Annotated in this window: 18 protein-coding genes; all 18 read left to right on the top strand. The window is 43.6% G+C overall.

Annotated features, from left to right (window positions below; translation table 11 throughout):
- Positions 1-4: 4 nt before the first annotated feature.
- The 18 genes from flgK to prfB all read left to right on the top strand — a co-directional run bounded on the left by flgK (position 5) and on the right by prfB (position 19,294).
- Complete coding sequence (gene flgK / locus GGC63_RS33785) at positions 5-1,576, top strand: flagellar hook-associated protein FlgK (protein ID WP_192705949.1); 1,572 nt, start codon at positions 5-7, stop codon at positions 1,574-1,576.
- A 26-nt stretch (positions 1,577-1,602) separates the two neighbouring features.
- Positions 1,603-2,499 carry a flagellar hook-associated protein FlgL gene (gene flgL, locus GGC63_RS33780; RefSeq protein WP_192705948.1) on the top strand — a complete coding sequence of 299 codons (897 nt, stop codon included), beginning with the start codon at positions 1,603-1,605 and terminating at the stop codon, positions 2,497-2,499.
- A gap of 14 nt (positions 2,500-2,513) precedes the next feature.
- Positions 2,514-3,086, top strand: coding sequence for a DUF6470 family protein (locus tag GGC63_RS33775; protein ID WP_192705947.1), 573 nt, complete (start codon positions 2,514-2,516; stop codon positions 3,084-3,086).
- A 104-nt stretch (positions 3,087-3,190) separates the two neighbouring features.
- Positions 3,191-3,622: a flagellar assembly protein FliW gene (gene fliW / locus GGC63_RS33770; protein WP_192705946.1), complete on the top strand. Its 432-nt coding sequence runs from the start codon at positions 3,191-3,193 to the stop codon at positions 3,620-3,622.
- A 32-nt stretch (positions 3,623-3,654) separates the two neighbouring features.
- On the top strand, positions 3,655-3,888 hold the full coding sequence (gene csrA, locus GGC63_RS33765) for a carbon storage regulator CsrA (RefSeq protein ID WP_192705945.1): 234 nt from the start codon (positions 3,655-3,657) through the stop codon (positions 3,886-3,888).
- Positions 3,889-4,097: 209 nt separating this feature from the next.
- Entirely contained in the window at positions 4,098-4,874 is a 777-nt protein-coding gene (locus GGC63_RS33760; RefSeq protein WP_192705944.1) for a flagellin, read from the top strand.
- The gene (locus tag GGC63_RS33755) at positions 4,825-6,876 is read left to right on the top strand and encodes a glycosyltransferase (RefSeq protein WP_192705943.1); all 2,052 of its coding nucleotides are present in this window, start codon (positions 4,825-4,827) and stop codon (positions 6,874-6,876) included. The genes GGC63_RS33760 and GGC63_RS33755 overlap by 50 nt, the downstream gene beginning before the upstream one ends.
- Before the next feature lie 12 nt (positions 6,877-6,888).
- Positions 6,889-8,772, top strand: coding sequence for a glycosyltransferase (locus tag GGC63_RS33750; RefSeq protein WP_192705942.1), 1,884 nt, complete (start codon positions 6,889-6,891; stop codon positions 8,770-8,772).
- 93 nt (positions 8,773-8,865) lie between these two features.
- Positions 8,866-9,243: a flagellar protein FlaG gene (locus GGC63_RS33745; RefSeq protein ID WP_256865587.1), complete on the top strand. Its 378-nt coding sequence runs from the start codon at positions 8,866-8,868 to the stop codon at positions 9,241-9,243.
- Positions 9,244-9,260: 17 nt separating this feature from the next.
- Positions 9,261-10,709, top strand: coding sequence for a flagellar filament capping protein FliD (gene fliD / locus GGC63_RS33740; RefSeq protein ID WP_192705941.1), 1,449 nt, complete (start codon positions 9,261-9,263; stop codon positions 10,707-10,709).
- A gap of 26 nt (positions 10,710-10,735) precedes the next feature.
- The gene (fliS, locus tag GGC63_RS33735; protein ID WP_192705940.1) at positions 10,736-11,131 is read left to right on the top strand and encodes a flagellar export chaperone FliS; all 396 of its coding nucleotides are present in this window, start codon (positions 10,736-10,738) and stop codon (positions 11,129-11,131) included.
- Positions 11,124-11,462, top strand: coding sequence for a hypothetical protein (locus tag GGC63_RS33730; protein ID WP_192705939.1), 339 nt, complete (start codon positions 11,124-11,126; stop codon positions 11,460-11,462). The genes fliS and GGC63_RS33730 overlap by 8 nt, the downstream gene beginning before the upstream one ends.
- A gap of 203 nt (positions 11,463-11,665) precedes the next feature.
- Complete coding sequence (locus GGC63_RS33725; RefSeq protein ID WP_192705938.1) at positions 11,666-12,784, top strand: glycosyltransferase; 1,119 nt, start codon at positions 11,666-11,668, stop codon at positions 12,782-12,784.
- A gap of 16 nt (positions 12,785-12,800) precedes the next feature.
- Entirely contained in the window at positions 12,801-14,009 is a 1,209-nt protein-coding gene (locus GGC63_RS33720) for a hypothetical protein (RefSeq protein WP_318781160.1), read from the top strand.
- A 253-nt stretch (positions 14,010-14,262) separates the two neighbouring features.
- Complete coding sequence (locus tag GGC63_RS33715; RefSeq protein ID WP_079914265.1) at positions 14,263-14,460, top strand: cold shock domain-containing protein; 198 nt, start codon at positions 14,263-14,265, stop codon at positions 14,458-14,460.
- Between the two features lie 375 nt (positions 14,461-14,835).
- Positions 14,836-15,378 carry a ribosome hibernation-promoting factor, HPF/YfiA family gene (gene hpf / locus GGC63_RS33710; RefSeq protein ID WP_192705937.1) on the top strand — a complete coding sequence of 181 codons (543 nt, stop codon included), beginning with the start codon at positions 14,836-14,838 and terminating at the stop codon, positions 15,376-15,378.
- Between the two features lie 164 nt (positions 15,379-15,542).
- Complete coding sequence (gene secA, locus GGC63_RS33705) at positions 15,543-18,056, top strand: preprotein translocase subunit SecA (protein WP_192705936.1); 2,514 nt, start codon at positions 15,543-15,545, stop codon at positions 18,054-18,056.
- 121 nt (positions 18,057-18,177) lie between these two features.
- A protein-coding gene (gene prfB / locus GGC63_RS33700) for a peptide chain release factor 2 (protein WP_192705935.1) occupies positions 18,178-19,294 on the top strand; the annotation gives its coding sequence in 2 pieces (ribosomal slippage) (positions 18,178-18,249 and positions 18,251-19,294; 1,116 coding nt in all).
- Positions 19,295-19,520: the final 226 nt, after the last annotated feature.

Genomic DNA, 19,520 nt, shown 5'->3' with positions numbered 1-19,520 from the left:
AAAGATGCGATCTACTTTTGGCGGTATTGAGATTTCCAAGCGGGCTTTGTTTACGCAGCAGGCTGCTCTTTCAACAACAGGCCATAATATTGCTAATGCTAACACAGCAGGATATTCTCGTCAGGTCGTTAATATGGTTGCGGCCAGACCGATCGAAGCTCCAGGGCTAATGCGCAGCAATGTGCCGGGCCAAATGGGGCAAGGGGTAGAGTTTGATTCGGTCACGCGAATTCGCGAAAAGTTTTTGGACGATCAATTTTATAACGAAAATAAAGGCTTGGGCAGCTGGACCGTTCAGCAGGATACGCTGGAAAAATTAGAGGCCATCATTAACGAACCCTCCGATTCAGGCTTGCGATCGGTTGTAGATAAATTCTGGGCGTCCTGGTCCGATCTAAGTAAGGATCCTGAAAACATTACAGGAAGAAAGATCGTCCGGGAGAATGCCATGGCTCTGGTAGATTCTCTGAATTTAACGAGCAGACAGCTATCGGATTTGAGCAACGACCTGACGGAGAATATTTCCGTTAAAGTGGACCAGGTCAACTCTATTATTTCAACCGTAGCCGATTTAAATAGAGAGATTAAGCGGATTGAAGGCATGGGCGATAGCGCCAATGATCTGAGAGACCAGCGCGATCTGTTGGCAGATAATTTGTCCAAGATCGTAAATGTCAGGGTCCAAGAGACGGATACAGGTTATAACATAACTATGGGGAATACGGTTCTGGTAGATGGAAATACCGCTACCCCTACCTCCGTAGCCCAAGTTACAAGTGCGGCTGCATCAGGCGACCTTAATAGCGGCGAAATCTACGGAATGATTCAGTCCAGAGACCGATATGTGGCGGACTATCAAAAGCAGCTGGATACATTGGCAAGCACGATTGCCAACGGGAAAATTACCGTAACGATTCCAAAGGGTTCAGTTCTCCCGGAAGGAACCATTTTTAACGATACGGTTTATAGTGGAGATAAGCGAACTTTGCAGGATGATCTTACCGTTACGGTAAACGGTCTGAATGGTCTCCATAAGCTGGGCTACCTTAATGATGATCCGACCAAAAAAGTAGGTGATTTCTTCACCTCCAAGGGTAACGGGACTATTACGGCAGCGAATATTCAGTTGAATCCAACGATTGCAGCTGATCCTAGCAATATAGCGACATCCATGAGAACGGCCCTGAACACTGCAACTAATAAGGAAGAAGTCATTACGGGTAACAACACGCTTGCTATCCTGGTTTCCCAGCTTAAGGATACGAAGTTTGATTTTAATTCAACAGGCACTGCCGGGTCAGTCCTGCAGTCCGGTACGATTAATGATTTTCTGAGAGCAACCATTGGGCAATTAGGGGTACAGTCCACGGAAGCCAAGAGACAAGTCGATAATTCCAAATCTATTGTCGATCAGGTGGATGAGCGAAGACAGTCCGTCAGCGGGGTGTCCCTTGACGAAGAGATGGCGAATATGATCAAGTTTCAGCATGCCTATAACGCAGCGGCCAGATCGATGACGACCTTTGACGAAATGCTAGATAAAGTAATTAACGGTATGGGTGTAGTAGGAAGATAGTAGGGAGTATATAAGGAGGGGTTATCATGGCGCTTAGAGTTACCCAGAGCATGATGAGCATGCAGCTGATACGAAACCTGAATACCAACACGATGCGAATGAATAGCATGCAGGAGCAAATGTCGACAGGCCGCAGAATTAATAGGCCTTCCGATGATGCGGTGGGTATTACGTATTCCTTACGTTATCGCAGTGAGTTGGATGCGAACGACCAATATATCAAAAACGTGGATACCTCCAGATCGTGGCTCGATTTTAACGATACGATGCTGGACCAGGTAGATCAAGTGTTCTTGAGAGCTACAGACCTGGCAACACAGGGGGCGACCGGCACTAATTCACAGGCTGCTTTGAACAGTATAAAAACCGAAGTGGATGAGTTATATAAACAATTGGTCAATATAGGAAACAGCAAGCTGAACGGGAAGTTTGTTTTTAATGGCCAGACCACGGATAAGGCCCCTTATACAGAGGAGGACGCCGGGAATGAGACAACGGACCCGTATGAGGTGGCATTCGAGGTTGGGGCAGGCATTAAATTGCCTGTGAATCTGACGGGGAATGAAATTTTCGGATCTCGAACTGACCCGGATAATGCGTTTCAAATTCTAAAACAATTGAGCAGCGACCTGGAATTAGGCAATACAACCGGGGTATCGGCAGCGCTTGACAAGATTAGTTCAAGAATGAACACCATTGTCTCCACCCGTGCTGAAATTGGTGCCAGAGTCAACCGCTTGGAATTTGTTGAGAACCGCTTAAAGGATATCGGTCTGAACATTGAAGGGCTGCAGTCCAAAGTGGAGGATGCTGATTACAGCAAGCTTATGGTAGATTCCAAGGTTAACGAGAATATTTACCAGGCTTCCTTGTCGGTAGGCGCCAAAATTATATCTCCGACGTTAGTTGACTTCTTACGTTAAAAGGAGGCCGCGGCTTGATTCCATCCCCCCAGATCGATATGCGTCAGCAGTTTGGCCGAATCGGTATTGATGCGGATTTAGGGCATTATGAAATTCATCAGTCCAAGGCAACGTTAGATATCCAGACCACTCCATCCAGATATGAAGTTAGCTCGTCTCAAGGCGAGCTTCATATTAATCAAGACAGAGCATGGAGTGCATTAAATGGAGGCAAGCCTGCTGAATTCACCAATCGAATCTATTCCCAGATGGACGGTATTCTTTTGCAGGCCATAGCCAAGATTGTACAGGACGGCAATCGTATGGCGGCACTGAACGTACCTGGTAACCCATTAGCAGATATCGCGTTTGAGAATGCTTTTGAACCCAAGCCTTCTATCGAGTATATGGGGGAGGCTTCTTATGATAACGTGGATATTGAGTATATCCCCCATAAGCCGGATATTCAATTTGTAGAAGGAAAGCTGAATATACAAAGTCAAGTGAATAAGCCGGAAATTAATTATGTGCGGGGAAAGCTGGACATTTATATGGAGCAGTCTCCCAAACTGGATATTATACCGCCTGTCATTGACACAAGGCTATAAACATTACAAACTATAGATTATTACAATCTGTAGTTTTTGTTTTTTACGTAAGAATAATGATAATTTTATAAAAGATAAGGTTAAAATGGAAAGGGATGTCCTTCATGATACTTGACTCTTCTAGGCTTGGCAAAATTACTGTTGATGAACAGGAAATTATTACATTTCCTACGGGAATCCCGGGATTCGAGGAACTGAAAACGTATGCGATCGTTACCCCGGATCCGGATTTGCCCTTATCCTACCTGCAATCGGTGGAGAATCCTGAGCTTTCCTTTATTATCGTGGACCCGTTCCTGTTTGAACCAAGCTATGAGTTTATCTTGTCGGAAACCGCAAAAGAGGAATTAAAGGCAAGCCTGGAACAAGACATTGTGGTGTGGAGTATCGTTTCAGTCCGGGATGATTTCAAAAACGCAACTCATAACTTATTGGCCCCATTGGTCATTAATATGAAGGAACGGTTAGGGAAGCAAGTGATTTTGCAAAATACTCCATACAAAACCAGACATAGGTTATTTGCTGCTAATGGATGAGATGGATAAAAGAATAGAGAGGTGAATAAGCTATGCTGGTTTTATCAAGAAAAAAGGGTGAATCGTTAATGATAGGCGACCAGATTGAGATCGTGGTTCTGGCTGCCGAAGGCGATACCATCAAACTAGGCATTCAGGCTCCCCGAAATATCGAGGTTCTGCGAAAAGAAGTATACGAGCTCATTCAGAACTCCAATGCAGAAGCGTCCTTACATAGCCCTGATTTAGGGGAATTGAAGGAAATGATCAAAAAAAGAGGGAAATAAGAGATAATGGGATAAATTTAGGCGAAATATGATGGAAATCGTTGATATTTGTCCAGATATGCCCGAAATTAAGCTGATTAACATCTATAAATGAAAAAACAATGGTACGATATATATAGTAAGCGGTTCAATAGGATCGGCCGAGCTATGAACTGCTACATCATAAACTCGCAAGGAAGCGGGTTTTTACTTCAAGGAGGAAGAATTCAATGATTATCAACCACAATATGAACGCATTGAACACTCATCGCCAAATGGGTCTTAACAACGCAAGTGCAGGAAAAAACATGGAGAAGCTATCTTCTGGTCTTCGCATTAACCGTGCGGCTGACGATGCTGCTGGTTTGTCCATTTCCGAAAAAATGCGCGGTCAAATCCGTTCCATGGAACAAGCTCAACGCAATGCTCAGGACGGTATCTCCTTGGTGCAAACAGCAGAGGGCGCTTTGACTGAAGTAAGTGATATGCTCGTTCGTATCAAAGAATTGTATACACAAAGAGCTAACGGAACATATAACACAACGGACCAAGCTAATATTGATGAAGAGCTGACTGCTCTTAAATCAGAAATAACAAATATCGGAACGAACACCAAGTTTAACGATATTCAATTGTTAAAGGGAACTTTAAACAAAGATATCCAAATAAACCATACTTCTACTGATACTTTGAATATTAGTTTAACTACTGATATGTCAGGTGTGGGTACAGCGGCTTCTTCCTTGGATAACGCTACTGCACAAATCGACGTTGTAGCCAAAGCTCGCGCTCAACTGGGTGCTCTTCAAAACCGTTTGGAGCACACTTCCAACAACTTGGGTACTACAACGGAGAACCTGACTGCAGCAGAATCCCGTATCCGTGATACTGATATGGCGAAAGAAATGGTAGCATTGACGAAGAACAACATTCTTCTTCAAGCTTCCCAAGCTATGCTTGCTCAAGCCAACCAACAACCACAAGGCGTTCTGTCCTTGCTGCGTTAATCTTAAAGTCATTAAAGACTTCAGATTTCGATCTGAAGTCTTTTTTTCTCTCGGTGAAAGAGATATAGTGCTGTATATTTCAGGTGAATACATACTTAAGAGGAATGAGCTTATGAGACCTACCGTATCATTGTGCATGATTGTAAAGAATGAGGAACGATATCTTAGGAAATGCCTTGATAGTGTAAAGGGATTTGTGGATGAGATCATTATTGTGGATACCGGCTCTACGGACCGTACACTGGAAATCGCCAATGAGTTCAATGCCAAGGTGAGTGCATTCGAATGGATCCATGATTTCTCTGCGGCCAGAAATTTCGCTATCCAGCAAGCAAGCTGCGATTATATCCTCCAATTGGATGCTGATGAGTATTTGGAGGACGGAGCTACGCTGCAAGAAGACATAGCCTCCGATAAAGATTATTACAGTGTGACGATCAAAAATCACAAATCTGACGGGGGTTCCTTCGCTCATCAAGCCGTACGTCTCTTTAAAAATCGCGCAGAACTCCATTATATTGGAAAATTGCATGAGCATTTGAACATTCTCGACCCCTCATTGACTCTATCCTCCGGAGATGCGAGTTCGTTAATTAATCACCTCGGTTATCTGGATGACACCGTGCAGGAAAAAAATAAAGTAGAACGTAACTATGAAATCATGCTCAAAGAGCTCGAAGCTAATCCATCCCCTTACAGCTTGTACAATATGGGGAAAGTGTGCATGTCGCAAAGGAAATACGAAGAAGCGCTCAATTACTTTAAAAAATCCTATGAACTAGCCGATAACATGTCCTACGTATATTATCTATTTTGCTATATGCTGAACTGTTTAAGATTCCTGCATCGCTACGAGGAAGGAATTTCCCTTGCCAAAGTACTCATCGATAGACAGCCTCTGTATCTGGATTTCCATTATGAATTGGCCAGATTGTATGAGGAATACGGATGTTTGCAGGATGCAGAGATTGTATTGCAGCACTGCTTGAGTGATCAGCCATGGTCCGAAAAGAAAGTGGCGAACGAAGGAGCCAACGGTTATTTATCTTTCTATAGGCTGGCATGCATTTATGATAAACAGGGAAGAAGCGGGGAGGCCTTCGAGGCTGTCTTCGAGGCGATCCAAAGTAATCCAGTGTATCAGCCCGCCATTAAACTATATTTACGGCTTATGCTTAAAGCCAACATCAGTCATGAAGAAGTTATTACCCATTTGGAAAAGACCTACAGCAGTAAAGATGCAAAGACCATCAAGATGCTGCTTGTAGCAATATATGAAGCTCGTCATCCTATAATGGCACATTATTTTACGGAAAAGGATGGACAGCCTCTAGATAAAGAAATTAAAGCTGTCGTTGACCAATACGACCACAAATACGAACAATCCCGGGATTTATGGCTAGAGGTTCCAGATATAAAACCGGATAATATAGTCGATCTGCTCACCTTGTCCCTCATTCTTAAGGATACAGATCTAATGAATAAGTGCAGACCATTGGCTAACACGAGCCATCGGGACTGGAAATTAATCAAAAGTTTCATCAAGAGAGAGCCGTTAACTTCGGACCTGAAAGATTCCTGGATAGAACCACATTTGGTAACCATCGCGGAACAACTCATTGTTCTTGGGGAATTTGATATCTTTGAGTATATTTCGGCGTGTATCATGAGATGCTCTTTAGCCACGCAGATTAAACTTGCCATGCTTTTAGCAGATTACGGCTTTAAGGATATGGCTGTGGATTTTCTATTAGAGCATTATAATGCCAACCCGAATCATCCAGATGTTCTTCAAGGCTTGTCTGCTATTTTGTATAGAACAGGTCATTATGAAGAGGCGGCAAGCCTATCCGAGCAGCTGGTGAAGCATAGAAACGATTTCCCATCGTATCAGCAATTGTATTTATGTTATATACACTTAGGAAATGGTGGCTCCGCTCAAAGAGTCGCGCAGGAAATGAAAAAGAAATATTCTTATTCCTCCTGGGTTCAATCCTTATAAAGGGGAGTCACAATGAAGAACACGGTATCGCTTTGTATGATCGTAAAGAACGAGGCTCTCTTTATAGAAAGGTGTCTAGAGAGTGTTAAGGACCAGGTTGATGAAATCATTATTGTAGACACGGGGTCGACGGATGATACCATAATCCTTGCCGAACGATTTGGCGCTCGCATTTATCATTTTCCATGGAAGAATGACTTTGCGTCAGCCAGAAACTACTCCCTGCAGCAGGCAACCTGCTCATATATTCTAGTATTGGATGCGGACGAATATTTGGATGAAAGCAGTCATATTCAAGCCATACTTCAATCGCAAAAAAAAGGGTACTCGATCAGAGTCAGAAATCAGCTGGAAGATGGCATGGTCAAAACAACGTCTATCCTAAGGGTCTTTCAGTCCAGTCCGTCAATCCGATTTACAGGACAGATTCATGAGCAAATTATGCTGGATTCCAGCGAAATCGAGGAAACGGGATTTTTGATCCATCATGTTGGCTATAGGAAGGATGTATATGTCCTCAAAAATAAAGCGGAGCGCAATATCCGTATTCTACTTGAAGAGGTGGCTAGCTCTCCCTCGGCCTATGCCTATTACAATGTAGGCAAACAGTACCTTGTGGATGGGGAAAATGAGCTCGCGCTGGAATTTCTCATCAAAGCAAGAAACGAGATGAGCTATCAGGAAAGTATCGATGTGCTAGGATTGGAGATCGATTATAATCTGGCGGATTGTTATTACCGTTTGCATCAACCTGAATATGGAATTCCAGTGTTAAATCTTACAATACAGCAGTGGCCCGAGTATACGGATTTGTACTTTATGCAAGCCAGGCTGTTCGAGCAAATGGGGTATTGGAAGGATGCAGAGCAATACTTTAAGAAATGCATTTCATTGGGAGATATGGATGGTGAAGTAGCAAGAGAGGGAGTAGGAGGGTATCTTGCCCATTTTCTACTATCCAGGTTGTACGAGAGTCAGGGAAACCTACAGGGGGCGTTAGAGCACGCGTTTCATGCCCTCCATTTAAAGAAAGACTATATGCCTTGTTTGGAAAATTATATTTCATTGGCCCAAATGACTGGGGTGGCTTTTGAGGTTCAAAAGGAATGCCTAAACTTCTGCTATCCTGTAAAAACGGTAGATGAATTAACGACACTAATAGGTCTTCTATATAAATATAGACATCCGCTTTTGCAGGAATATATTACACAGTATGGCATTTATAACGATATCGACCTAACCGCATGCGGATTACAATACAGCGGCCAGTATGAAGAAGCACGATCGATATGGTGCGAGGTGGACGTACTTCACAAGAACAATCTAGAAGACGTTATTCTCCTTTCCTTGCTTATTGATGGAGAGAGGATGATGGAGAAGATTCGTACCATACCTCTTTTAACTGAACAGCAAATCGAAACGATTATCTCCGTTATCAAAAAGGAGAACCTAAGCCAAGATAGAGTGGATGCTTTCCTTGGGCAGATACTCCTAACATTATGCGAGAGATGCATCAGATTAGGTGAATTTGATAGCTTTGAGTACGTATCGGGATTGATTCGATCTTGCGGGCTGGATATCCAGTATCAATTGGCCCTTCTATTAGACCAATCCGGATTTAAGGATGTGGCCTTTGACTTTATGGTTTCAGTCTTTGAGAGTCAAGAGAGGACTGCAGAAATCGAACAGTTTGTAGGAAGCCGATGTTTAGAGCGCGGCTATAGGGAGGATGCCAAACATATTTTCCTGCAATTAGCTCATACTGCTCCTTCATACGATGTATATTTATCTTTGTACGAACTGCTGTTATTAGAGGAAGACCCGTCTCCATCTAGGGAACTATTAAAAGAAATGAAGAACAGGTTCCCGCTTTCAGCCGTGATTCAGTCATTATGATGGTCCATGAGGCATTTTTCAATTATCTCTAAACAATAAGAAGCGTATATCCGATATAAATGGTAAATATCGTTCTGTCGGGGGTGTATTTCTGTGATATCGGATGTATCGCTTAACGGTAGTTCCTCCATTCCGCTTACGGGTAAAGAGACTGCTGTAAAAGCTGCGGAGCCTATAAGCAGCGCTCCAATTACTAATTCCAAGGACTTACATAAGGCCGAAATACAAGGAGCCCGCGTGTCGACGGGTGATGAGCAAATTGTAAAGGCCATTGAACGTGCATTGAAAGCACTGCAAGGTCCAACCACGATGGTAGAAGTGTCGGTTCATGAAGAAACAAAGCAAGTCATGGTTAAGGTGCTGGACCAGGATTCAGGCAAAGTCATCCGAGAAATTCCCCCTGAGAAAATGCTAGATCTTGTCGCCAACATGATGAAGGTTGCAGGGCTTTTAATAGATGAACGGAGATAAATAGTGGAGGTGTAATCATGGTTCAAAGGATTAGCGGATTTGCATCCGGGATGGATATAGACACGCTTGTAAGTAATATAATGACAGCCAAGAGGGCTCCTCTGGATAAACTGAAGCAGAAGCAACAGACACTGCAATGGCAGCGTGAAAATTTTAGAGATATCAACTTAAAGCTGGTTGAGTTTAGAAAGAAAACGTTTGACAACTCCCTTGCAAGCTCCTTTCAGGCCCAAAAATCTACCGTAACTGGCGATACCAATGCCGTAACGGCTAAAGCAAGCAGCCAGGCTACTTCCGGGAGTATCAGCATCGAGGTTACGGAATTAGCCAAGACGGCGTCTGTTTCAAGCACTACTGCCTTGGTGGACGGTAGCAACAAACCCTATACTGCTTCAACCAAATTAACGGATGCCGGCATTAGCGGGACCACCCAAATCACTATAAATGGATCAGCAATTACTATTACAGCTGACGAGACTATAAGCTCTTTGGTTACGAAGATAAATCAGGATAAGGGTGCTAGTGCGAGTGCATATTATGATGAGGTTACAGGTAAATTATCCATTACCTCCAAAACCTCAGGGAAAATCAACGGAAATGGTAAGATTGCCGTTAATGGCGATGGCAATTTTACTAGCAAATTTAATTTTGCAGATGTTACAGTCGGCGACGACGCACAGCTAAAAATCAACGGCATTGCTACGACACGTTCCTCCAACAGCTTTAATGTTAACGGAATTGACATTACGCTCAACGCCAAGACAACCAGTCCGTCGGTCATTACAACATCGGTAGATACCGATCAGGTTATCGAGAAGATTAAGTCCTTCATCTCCGACTATAACGATTTGTTGTCAACCTTAAACACAAAAGTGAAGGAAAAGCATGACAGGAACTTTACACCACTAACGGAAGATCAGAAAAAGGCCATGAAGGATGATGAGGTCGAGAAGTGGGAGGAAAAGGCGAAGACGGGATTGCTGTACAATGACAGCATATTAAATGACGCTATTTCCAAACTGAGGTCCAACATATCCTCCGTAGTCATGGTTAACGGTGAGAAAGCGATATTGGATCAAATAGGTATTACGACAGGGCAATGGTTCGAAGGCGGCAAACTGATTTTGAAGGACGAGTCCAAGCTTAGAGAAGCCATTGAACAGGAACCGGATAAAGTAGCGGCATTAATTACGAGCAAAAATAAAGGTATGTATGACGACCTCAAGATAACGCTGGATTCACTTACCGAAAGAGCAGGTACCTCCTTCGTTGCTACGTCCAAGGATGCGTTATTGAAAGAAGAGAGCACGATCGGGCGGCAGCTGAAGAGACTGAGTAACGATATCTTGAACCAAACTAGATTATTGAATGATATGGAAACAAGGTATTATAAACAGTTTACAGCTATGGAAACCACTATGAATAAATTTCAATCCCAGTCGTCTTCGTTTTCCAACTTTGGTTAAGAGACAATAAGTAAGAGGTGAACCCAATGATCCAAACGCCATTCAATAAATATCGGGAGACTTCTGTCCAAACCATGACTCCTGCCCAGCTCTTAATTATGTTGTACGATGGAGCCATTCGTTTCGCCAAAAAGGGAGTCGAAGCTGTTAAACAGAAAAACTATCAAGAGGCTAACAACAGTTTTATTAGGGTCCAGGAAATTATAAATGAATTGGTGGCATCTCTTGATCACTCCTATCCTATTTCAAAAGATCTGCTGCACTTGTATGATTATTTTCTTCGGAGAATGGTTGAAGCTAACATCAAGAAAGATATTCAGCCTGCCTTGGAGGTTATAGATCATCTAGTAGAGCTTAAGGAAACGTGGATTCAGGCCTCGAAGCTTAGTGCATCCTCAGGGTCCGTGCGCAGCCATGGATAATTGCCTAGACGAACTGCTGCAGCTTACGCAACAACTGGCTTCCAGATTGGAAACGGCAGACTATGAAGAAATGATTGAATTTGTGGACACGAGGGAAGCGCTTGTGCAAAATATCCGGCAGCAATATGAGCAGCATAATATCGATAAAGCATATCTGGAGTCCGCACGAGCATCCATCCTTAGCTACGATGCTCTGATTCTTCGCCGAATGCAGCAATTAAAGGATGAAGCCTCAGGGAATCTGAATAGAATGACCGCGGCCAAGCAGCAAAAATCGAGTTATGAAGCGAAGTATGCACCGGAGAGTATGTTTTTTGACAAGAAAAAATAAAAACATTAAAATACAGCGATCATTTCTCGGTAAATAATTGGGGAGTGGTCGCATAATTTTTTATGACTCTTAATTACCGTAATAGAGAACACATATCATCTTTTTTCAAAGGATTCATTTAGAATAGATTCATTCTTCGGTAGATATTATCCGATAAAGTTCCATGCAAAATAATAAAAATTTGTGATAAGTGGTGATACTTTTTGATTAGCATTATAGTTCCTGTATATAACGGTGAAGAATTTATTCATGCATCTATTCAAAGTTTATTAAATCAAACAGAGCGTAACTTTGAGCTAATAATTGTAAATGATGGTTCGACAGATGACACGGAGTCTGTAGTAAATTCATTCCAAGATTCAAGAATCAGATACTTGAAGAAAGAAAATGGAGGTACGGCCACTGCTATAAATGTTGGTCTTGATCACGCCAAGGGTGATTTTATTGCTTGGCAAGCAGCTGATGATCTTTCTCTACCTACGCGTTTAGAGATGAGTTTGAAACAGTTTACTCATCCTCAAATAGGTGTGATTCATTCGGATATGTTATTAATCGCCAACAACAGTCCTATATCTTACTGGCAAAGTAGAAATTTCGATGAATCAAGACTTAAACGGTTCTTTCTTAAAGTGGGATCACCCTTCAACGGTGGTACAATGGTGATGCGAAGAGAAGCAATTAGGGAACTACGATTGAATAATAAATACAAAATTGGAGAGGACACTGATTTTGTATTTCGATTGGCTCCTAAATGGAACTCAGTGCATATTCCGGAACCTTTATATATCTATAGAAGACACGGCTCAAATGCTTCAAACAATAAAGACTATAAATTAAATGTCCAACATATGCAAGATTATATAGAAAGACACAAATTGGAGGAGTTGGTTCCCGAAATCGATTGGGATAGTGGGGAACCAGGCGCTAATAATGCAGCAGCTTACGCAATTATTGCGCTTTTTCTATTTCGTAGAGGAATGACACCTGATTGCGAGCTATATTATGAAAAAGCATTAAAACTTGCCTCTAAACACCAGGATATAATGTGTTTTGTTCAAGGGATTGGTAAATTAATTATCGGTCAGCCCAATCAAGCATTAAGTTACTTCTTTTCTTGTGAGAATCGAAACCATATTCTCAATAATTACATTGGAGAGGCTCTTGCATTTATGGGCGAACAAGCTGTCGCGATGAATCATTTTATAAAATCGTTGGAAATCAGCCCGTATTACGACGAGCCCATGGATAATATACGTGCTTTGGGCGCATGTAATAATTATAATATGCTAGATCAATCGTGGAAAAAGTTTTCAAACATATAAGAACTAGGTGATAATTGTGAAAAAAAAATCAATATTGATTGCTTCGCCCATACACCAGAAACATGAAATTCTTGAACAATTTTTATTATCATTACAGCAGTTGAACCTTACAAGCTTTCAAGTTGATTTTTTATTTGTTGATGATAATGATGAATACTTAAGCCGCAAGCTACTCAATGAGTTCAAAGTAGGTAACTCAAGTGTTGAAATCGTAACGGCTAATGAACTAACAGAACAGGAGTTATCATTTCATAAAAATGAAACAACTCATCAATGGGATGAAAACTCAATATCTAGGGTTGCACAATTTAAGAATTATATGATTAAAAGTGCAATAAATGAAAATTATGATTTTCTTTTCTTGATTGACTCTGACTTACTTTTGCACCCTCAAACGCTAGTCCAATTGGTAAATAGTAAAAAAGACATCATATCCAATATTTTCTGGACACAATGGCAGCCCGGTTCTCAGGAACTTCCTCAAGTTTGGGAATTTGATCACTACAGTCAATATAAATTTCAAAGAGGCATTAAATTATCGAAACAAGAAATAGTCAGCCGCACAAAGGAATTCTTAAATAAATTAAAAACACCTGGAGTATATGAGGTCGGGGGGCTGGGTGCTTGTACTCTTATTAGTCGGACTGCGCTATGTGCGGGTGTCAATTTTAACGAGGTTAGGAATATATCTTTCTGGGGTGAGGATCGTCATTTCTGTATTCGTGCAGTGGTACTTGGTTTTTCACTTTGTGTTGACACTCACTATCCTGCATTCCATATATATAGAATGTCAGATTTGGAAAGGGTTCAGTATTATAAGGAGAGCAACAAGAGGAGGGATGCTGTCCTTCTTGAGCATGAGATCCTAGAAAAAACTAAAATCGCAATTGAAAGTCTAGGTAGTTACCATTATACTCATGGGTATAAAAACTCATGGGAGGAGTACTTTACACGAGAAATGGTTGTTCTATTACATGAGGAACATTTAACGAATAAAGATAATTATATCGCTGATAGGGTTGAAGTTACTGCTCAAGTCACCGGTTGTGCAGTGCATAAAGCTGACGCGGGAAATCAAACTATTGTAACAAGTTTCATTTTAACCAATTCTGGTAATTCCCAAGCGGCAGATTTTTTTGATAAGTATTTTTGCTATGCTACATTCCTAGCACAAGAAAACGATTGGAAAATTGCTGCATTTGATATAGTTGAAAAACTAAACTAAATGTAATTTTATTTATCCACCACCCCTGTGGATAATGTGCATAACTTTGTGTATAACTTTATAGAAAATGTCGAAAAACCGCGTAATGATGCGGTTTTTCTTTGTGAATACTTTATTCACCTCATGTTAATACGTGAATTTTCAAAATATTTTGCTAAAAGCCGTGGATATAATTGACATCCGTGGAGAGGGGATGCTATATTCGATTTGTGGGCATGCCCACAGTTATTTGATAATGAAGGGAATGTTTTACATGCAAGGTAAAGTAAAATGGTTTAACGCAGAAAAAGGATACGGTTTCATCGAGCGCGAAGACGGCGGAGACGTATTTGTTCACTTCTCGGCAATCCAATCGGAAGGATTCAAAACGCTGGAAGAAGGTCAAGCGGTTGAATTCGATATTGTGGAAGGCGCTCGCGGACCACAAGCAGCTAACGTTATCAAACTATAATCATCCGGCACCAATGCCCTAGTATAGATGGTTATTCGATTACAATTAGCAGCGACAACACCCTGGAATAGATCCGGGGTGTTTTTTTTATCTTTCGGGGCTCCCCACAAGGCCTAAATCAGCTTCGAGATGAAAGCATCCTTTATAGGGTTATTATATTTTTGTTAAGCTTTATGGAAGCAGAGGCACTTCCAGGAGCCCTATCATCCCGCGGAAGCGAGCGATCTCCCCCCCCTAAAAGGCTGATTCCATGCGCTTTGTCACATCGTCACTAAATTGTTAGAATATTTTGAAAAATTGTCGATAAGTATGAAGGATTTTTGAAGGTGCCTATAGAATATAGTATAATAGGTACATGAAAGGAGGAGAAGTACAATGAAATTCAACATTCGCGGTGAACGTATTGAGGTTACTGAGGCACTTAAAGAGTATGTTGAGAAAAAGCTTAGCAAGCTGGAAAGGTACTTTGAAACTCCCCCTATGACTGAAGTGCACGTCACACTGAGTGTGGTCAAAGGATTACAAGCAGTCGAGGTGACGATCCCGCTGACAGGTGTCATGCTGCGGGCCGAGGAAAAGAGCAATGATATGTACGCTTCCATCGATCTGGTGATCGATAAGCTGGAGCGGCAAATCCGTAAGCACAAAACAAAGGTGAATCGTAAAATCCGCCAAGAGGGCGGCATGAGGGATATATTGAGAGTAGATTCCCCTGCACAGTATGAAGATGAGGATGAATATGAACTGGTTAGGACCAAGCAGTTTATGCTTAAGCCGATGGACATCGATGAAGCTATCCTGCAAATGAATATGGTTGGTCATAGCTTTTTCGTTTTTGCCAATTCCAATACAGAGCAAGTGAATGTGGTATATAAACGCAATGACGGCAAATACGGCTTGATTGAACCGGCCAGATAATGGATGCGAAATTCGGGAGCTTGCCTGACAGGGCAGGCTCTTTAGCGTTTATTGAAGAAACTATTGACAGAAGATAATAAAAGGATATCCCGCCATTCTTGCGACTTGTGTCGCAAACTGCTACAATTTAAGGCAAACCGTTCTAAAAAAAGGGAGATGGGCCCATGCTAGGACTCGTTAAGAAAATATTCGGCGATTCAAATGAACGTGAAGTGAAGCGGCTGTGGAAAACAGTCGAAGCTATTAATGAATTAGAGCCATTCATGGAAGGATTGACGGACGACGGGCTCAAAGGTAAAACGGCAGAGTTTCGCCAACGTCTTGAACTCGGCGAGGATTTGGACGATTTGCTTCCTGAGGCCTTTGCTGTCGTACGTGAAGCTTCCAAGCGCGTACTCGGTAAACGTCACTATGATGTTCAGTTAATCGGCGGTATGGTGCTTCATGAAGGCCGTATTGCGGAAATGAGAACCGGGGAAGGGAAGACGCTGGTTGGAACCCTGCCGGTTTACTTGAACGCCTTATTAGGTAAAGGTGTGCATGTAGTTACAGTTAACGATTATTTGGCACAACGGGACAGCGCTGAGATGGGCAAAGTGTATGAATTTCTCGGTATGACTGTTGGCGTAAACTTAAATTTCTTAGCCCATAGTGAAAAACAGGCAGCTTATGCTTGTGATATCACTTATGGAACGAACAATGAGTTCGGCTTTGACTACTTGCGTGATAACATGGTCGTATACAAAGAACAGATGGTACAGCGTCCGCTTTATTTTGCGGTAATTGACGAAGTGGACTCCATTCTGGTCGATGAAGCGAGAACGCCGCTCATTATTTCCGGACAAGCAGCTAAGTCGACAGATTTGTATTACATGGCAGATCGTTTCGTGAGTAAGCTGAAGGAAGAAGAAGATTATATCGTAGATATTAAAATGCGCTCCGTTTCCTTGACGGAGACCGGTGTGGCGAAAGCGGAGGAAGCGTTCGGCATCGAAAACCTGTTCGATCATGCGAACGTTACTTTGAACCACCACATTACCCAGGCCTTAAAAGCTCATGTCATTATGAAGCGGGACGTCGACTATGTCGTTCAAGATAACGAGGTTGTTATCGTAGACGAATTCACAGGGCGCTTAATGACAGGACGCCGTTACAGCGAAGGCTTGCACCAGGCGATTGAAGCCAAAGAGCAGCTGCAGGTGCAAAATGAATCCATGACACTTGCGACGATTACATTCCAGAACTATTTCCGGATGTATCGCAAGCTGTCGGGGATGACAGGTACGGCGAAGACGGAGGAAGAAGAATTTAAGAAGATTTACGGCTTGGAGGTTATCGTCGTACCGACGAACCGCCCAATGATCCGTCAGGATCATCCGGATATCGTATACAAATCCGTGAACAGCAAATTCCGGGCCGTTGTAGAGGAAATTGTGAAACGTCATCAGACCAAGCAGCCGGTGCTGGTCGGTACGGTTTCCATTGAGAACTCCGAGCGTTTGTCTGAAATGCTGAAGAGAAAAGGAATTCCACACAAGGTTCTGAATGCGAAATACCATGCGGAGGAAGCGGAGATCGTATCCCGTGCAGGACAGCCGGGTGCGGTAACCATCGCCACTAACATGGCGGGACGCGGAACCGACATTATGTTGGGTGAAGGTGTTCACGATGTTGGCGGTCTGCATATTATAGGTACAGAGCGCCATGAGAGCCGCCGGATCGATAACCAGCTCCGCGGACGTGCCGGTCGTCAAGGGGACCCGGGCTCCTCTCAGTTCTACTTGTCTATGGAGGATGATTTGATGCGCCGTTTTGGTGCGGAGAACATCATGGGCATGATGGATCGCCTTGGCTTCGAGGAAGATCAGCCGATCGAGAGCAAGCTGATCACGAAGGCAGTGGAATCCGCTCAGAAGCGGGTTGAGGGCAACAACTTTGACGTGCGTAAAGTCGTTCTTCAGTATGACGATGTGATGAACCAGCAGCGTGAAATTATTTACAAGCAGCGCCGCGAGGTGCTGGAATCCGAAAACATCCGCGATATTACCATCGGGATGCTGATGCCTGTCGTAGAGCGTCTTGTTGAAGCCCACTGTCCTGCGGATCTGGTTCCAGAGGAATGGGATCTTCAAGCGATCGTCGATTATGCTAACGGCACCTTCCTTCATGAAGGCCAGCTAACAGCCGAAGAGCTGTGGGGCAAGGAGAAGGAAGAAATCACCGAGTACGTGAAGGATCTTGTGATGCGTCTTTATGAAGAGCGCGAGCAGGCGATCGGCGAACCGATTATGCGCGAGCTTGAGAAGGTTATCGTGCTGCGTGCGGTCGACTCCAAATGGATGGATCACATCGATGCGATGGATCAGCTCCGTCAAGGTATCCACCTGCGTGCTTACGGCGGTACAGATCCGCTTCGCGAGTACCAATTTGAGGGCTTTGAGATGTTCCAAGAGATGATTCAAAGCATTCAAGAGGAAGTGGCTACGTATATTATGAAAGCCCACGTAGAAACGAACCTCGAGCGTCAGCCGGTGGTCGAAGCGGAAGCAATGAGCTCCAACGGCGAGCCGGCTCCGAAGAAGCCTGTCGTTAACAACGACGAGGATAGAGTAGGCCGTAACGACCTGTGTCCTTGCGGCAGCGGCAAAAAATATAAGCAATGCCATGGTGTTCAGTAAGATGAACCGGGTTTAAATAAGGGAAATTTGAACAAAGGGATCGTCGGTATTGCTACCGGCTCCCTTTTTTTGAAGACAACTGGTTAGACTGCTTGTAGTGAATATGGAGGAGTGACGGATAATGTTGGATCCAGAGGTAAAACAGGATTTACGAGAAACGGCTAAAAGGTTAGCTGAGCTTAGGGGGTCTCTTTGACTTAGATCTGAAGCTGGAGCAAATCGCGAATTACGAGGAAAAGATGGCGGCTCCCGATTTTTGGGACGATAACGAGCAAGCGCAGAAGATTATTGCCGAGATGAATGCGATTAAGGGGAGCGTAGATGAATTTCAAGCGCTGTCCTCCGAGTTTGAGGATCTGGAGGTCATGGTTGAGCTGATGCAGGAGGACCAGGATGATAGTATGGCTGCCGATATCGAGCAAGGTATCGCCTCCCTGGTAACGAAGCTAGAGAACTTCGAGCTGCAGCTGCTGCTAAGCCAGCCTTACGATAAATTGAACGCTATTCTGGAGCTTCATCCTGGCGCCGGAGGCACGGAGTCTCAGGATTGGGCGGAGATGCTGCTGCGCATGTATCGCCGTTGGGCGGAGAAACGGGACTTCAAGGTTGAGGTGCTGGACTATTTGCCGGGTGATGAAGCGGGAGTAAAAAGCGTTACGCTGTTAATCAAGGGCTATAACGCCTACGGTTACTTGAAAGCGGAGAAGGGCGTTCATCGGTTGGTACGGATCTCACCTTTTGACGCTTCGGGCCGGCGCCATACATCGTTTGTATCCTGCGACGTGATGCCGGAGATCGACGATGATGTGGAGGTAGAAATCCGCACGGAGGATTTGAAGGTGGATACGTACCGTTCCAGCGGCGCGGGCGGACAGCATATCAATACGACGGACTCTGCAGTCCGGATTACCCACATCCCGACCGGTGTCGTTGTAAGCTGCCAAACGGAGCGTTCGCAGATCAAGAACCGGGAGCGCGCCATGAAAATGCTGCGTTCCAAGCTGTATGAGAAAAAGATCGAAGAGCAAAGGAAGCAGCTTGCCGAGATTCGCGGTGAGGTATCCGATATCGCCTGGGGCAGCCAAATTCGTTCCTATGTATTCCATCCATACAGCATGGTCAAGGATCACCGCACATCAGCGGAAACAGGCAACGTCGGGGCCGTTATGGACGGAGACCTCGATATGTTTATCGATGCCTACCTGCGTCTGCAAATCAAATCGGATGCGGCCGAATAATTCGGTGGAGTCTGTTGAAAAACCTGTAAAACTTGAAAAATAGCATCGGTACCCCGGTGAGGTATCCCCCTCCGGCCACTGTTGTTCCCAGAAAAATTTTGATTATATCGCTTACAGCGGGTATTTTCCGAGAACAAAGAATTCCTGTAATGCGTTAATTTCGCTTTTGAAAAACACAGAGCACTTCCGTAAGATGAAGTACGGGGGCCTGAGAAACCCTACTCAT

The organism is Paenibacillus sp. OAS669, assembly GCF_014873645.1.
Classification (GTDB): Bacteria; Bacillota; Bacilli; order Paenibacillales; family NBRC-103111; genus Paenibacillus_S; species Paenibacillus_S vulneris.
Note: the sequence above shows the minus strand (reverse complement) of the source record. Positions and strands in the feature narration are given on the sequence as shown.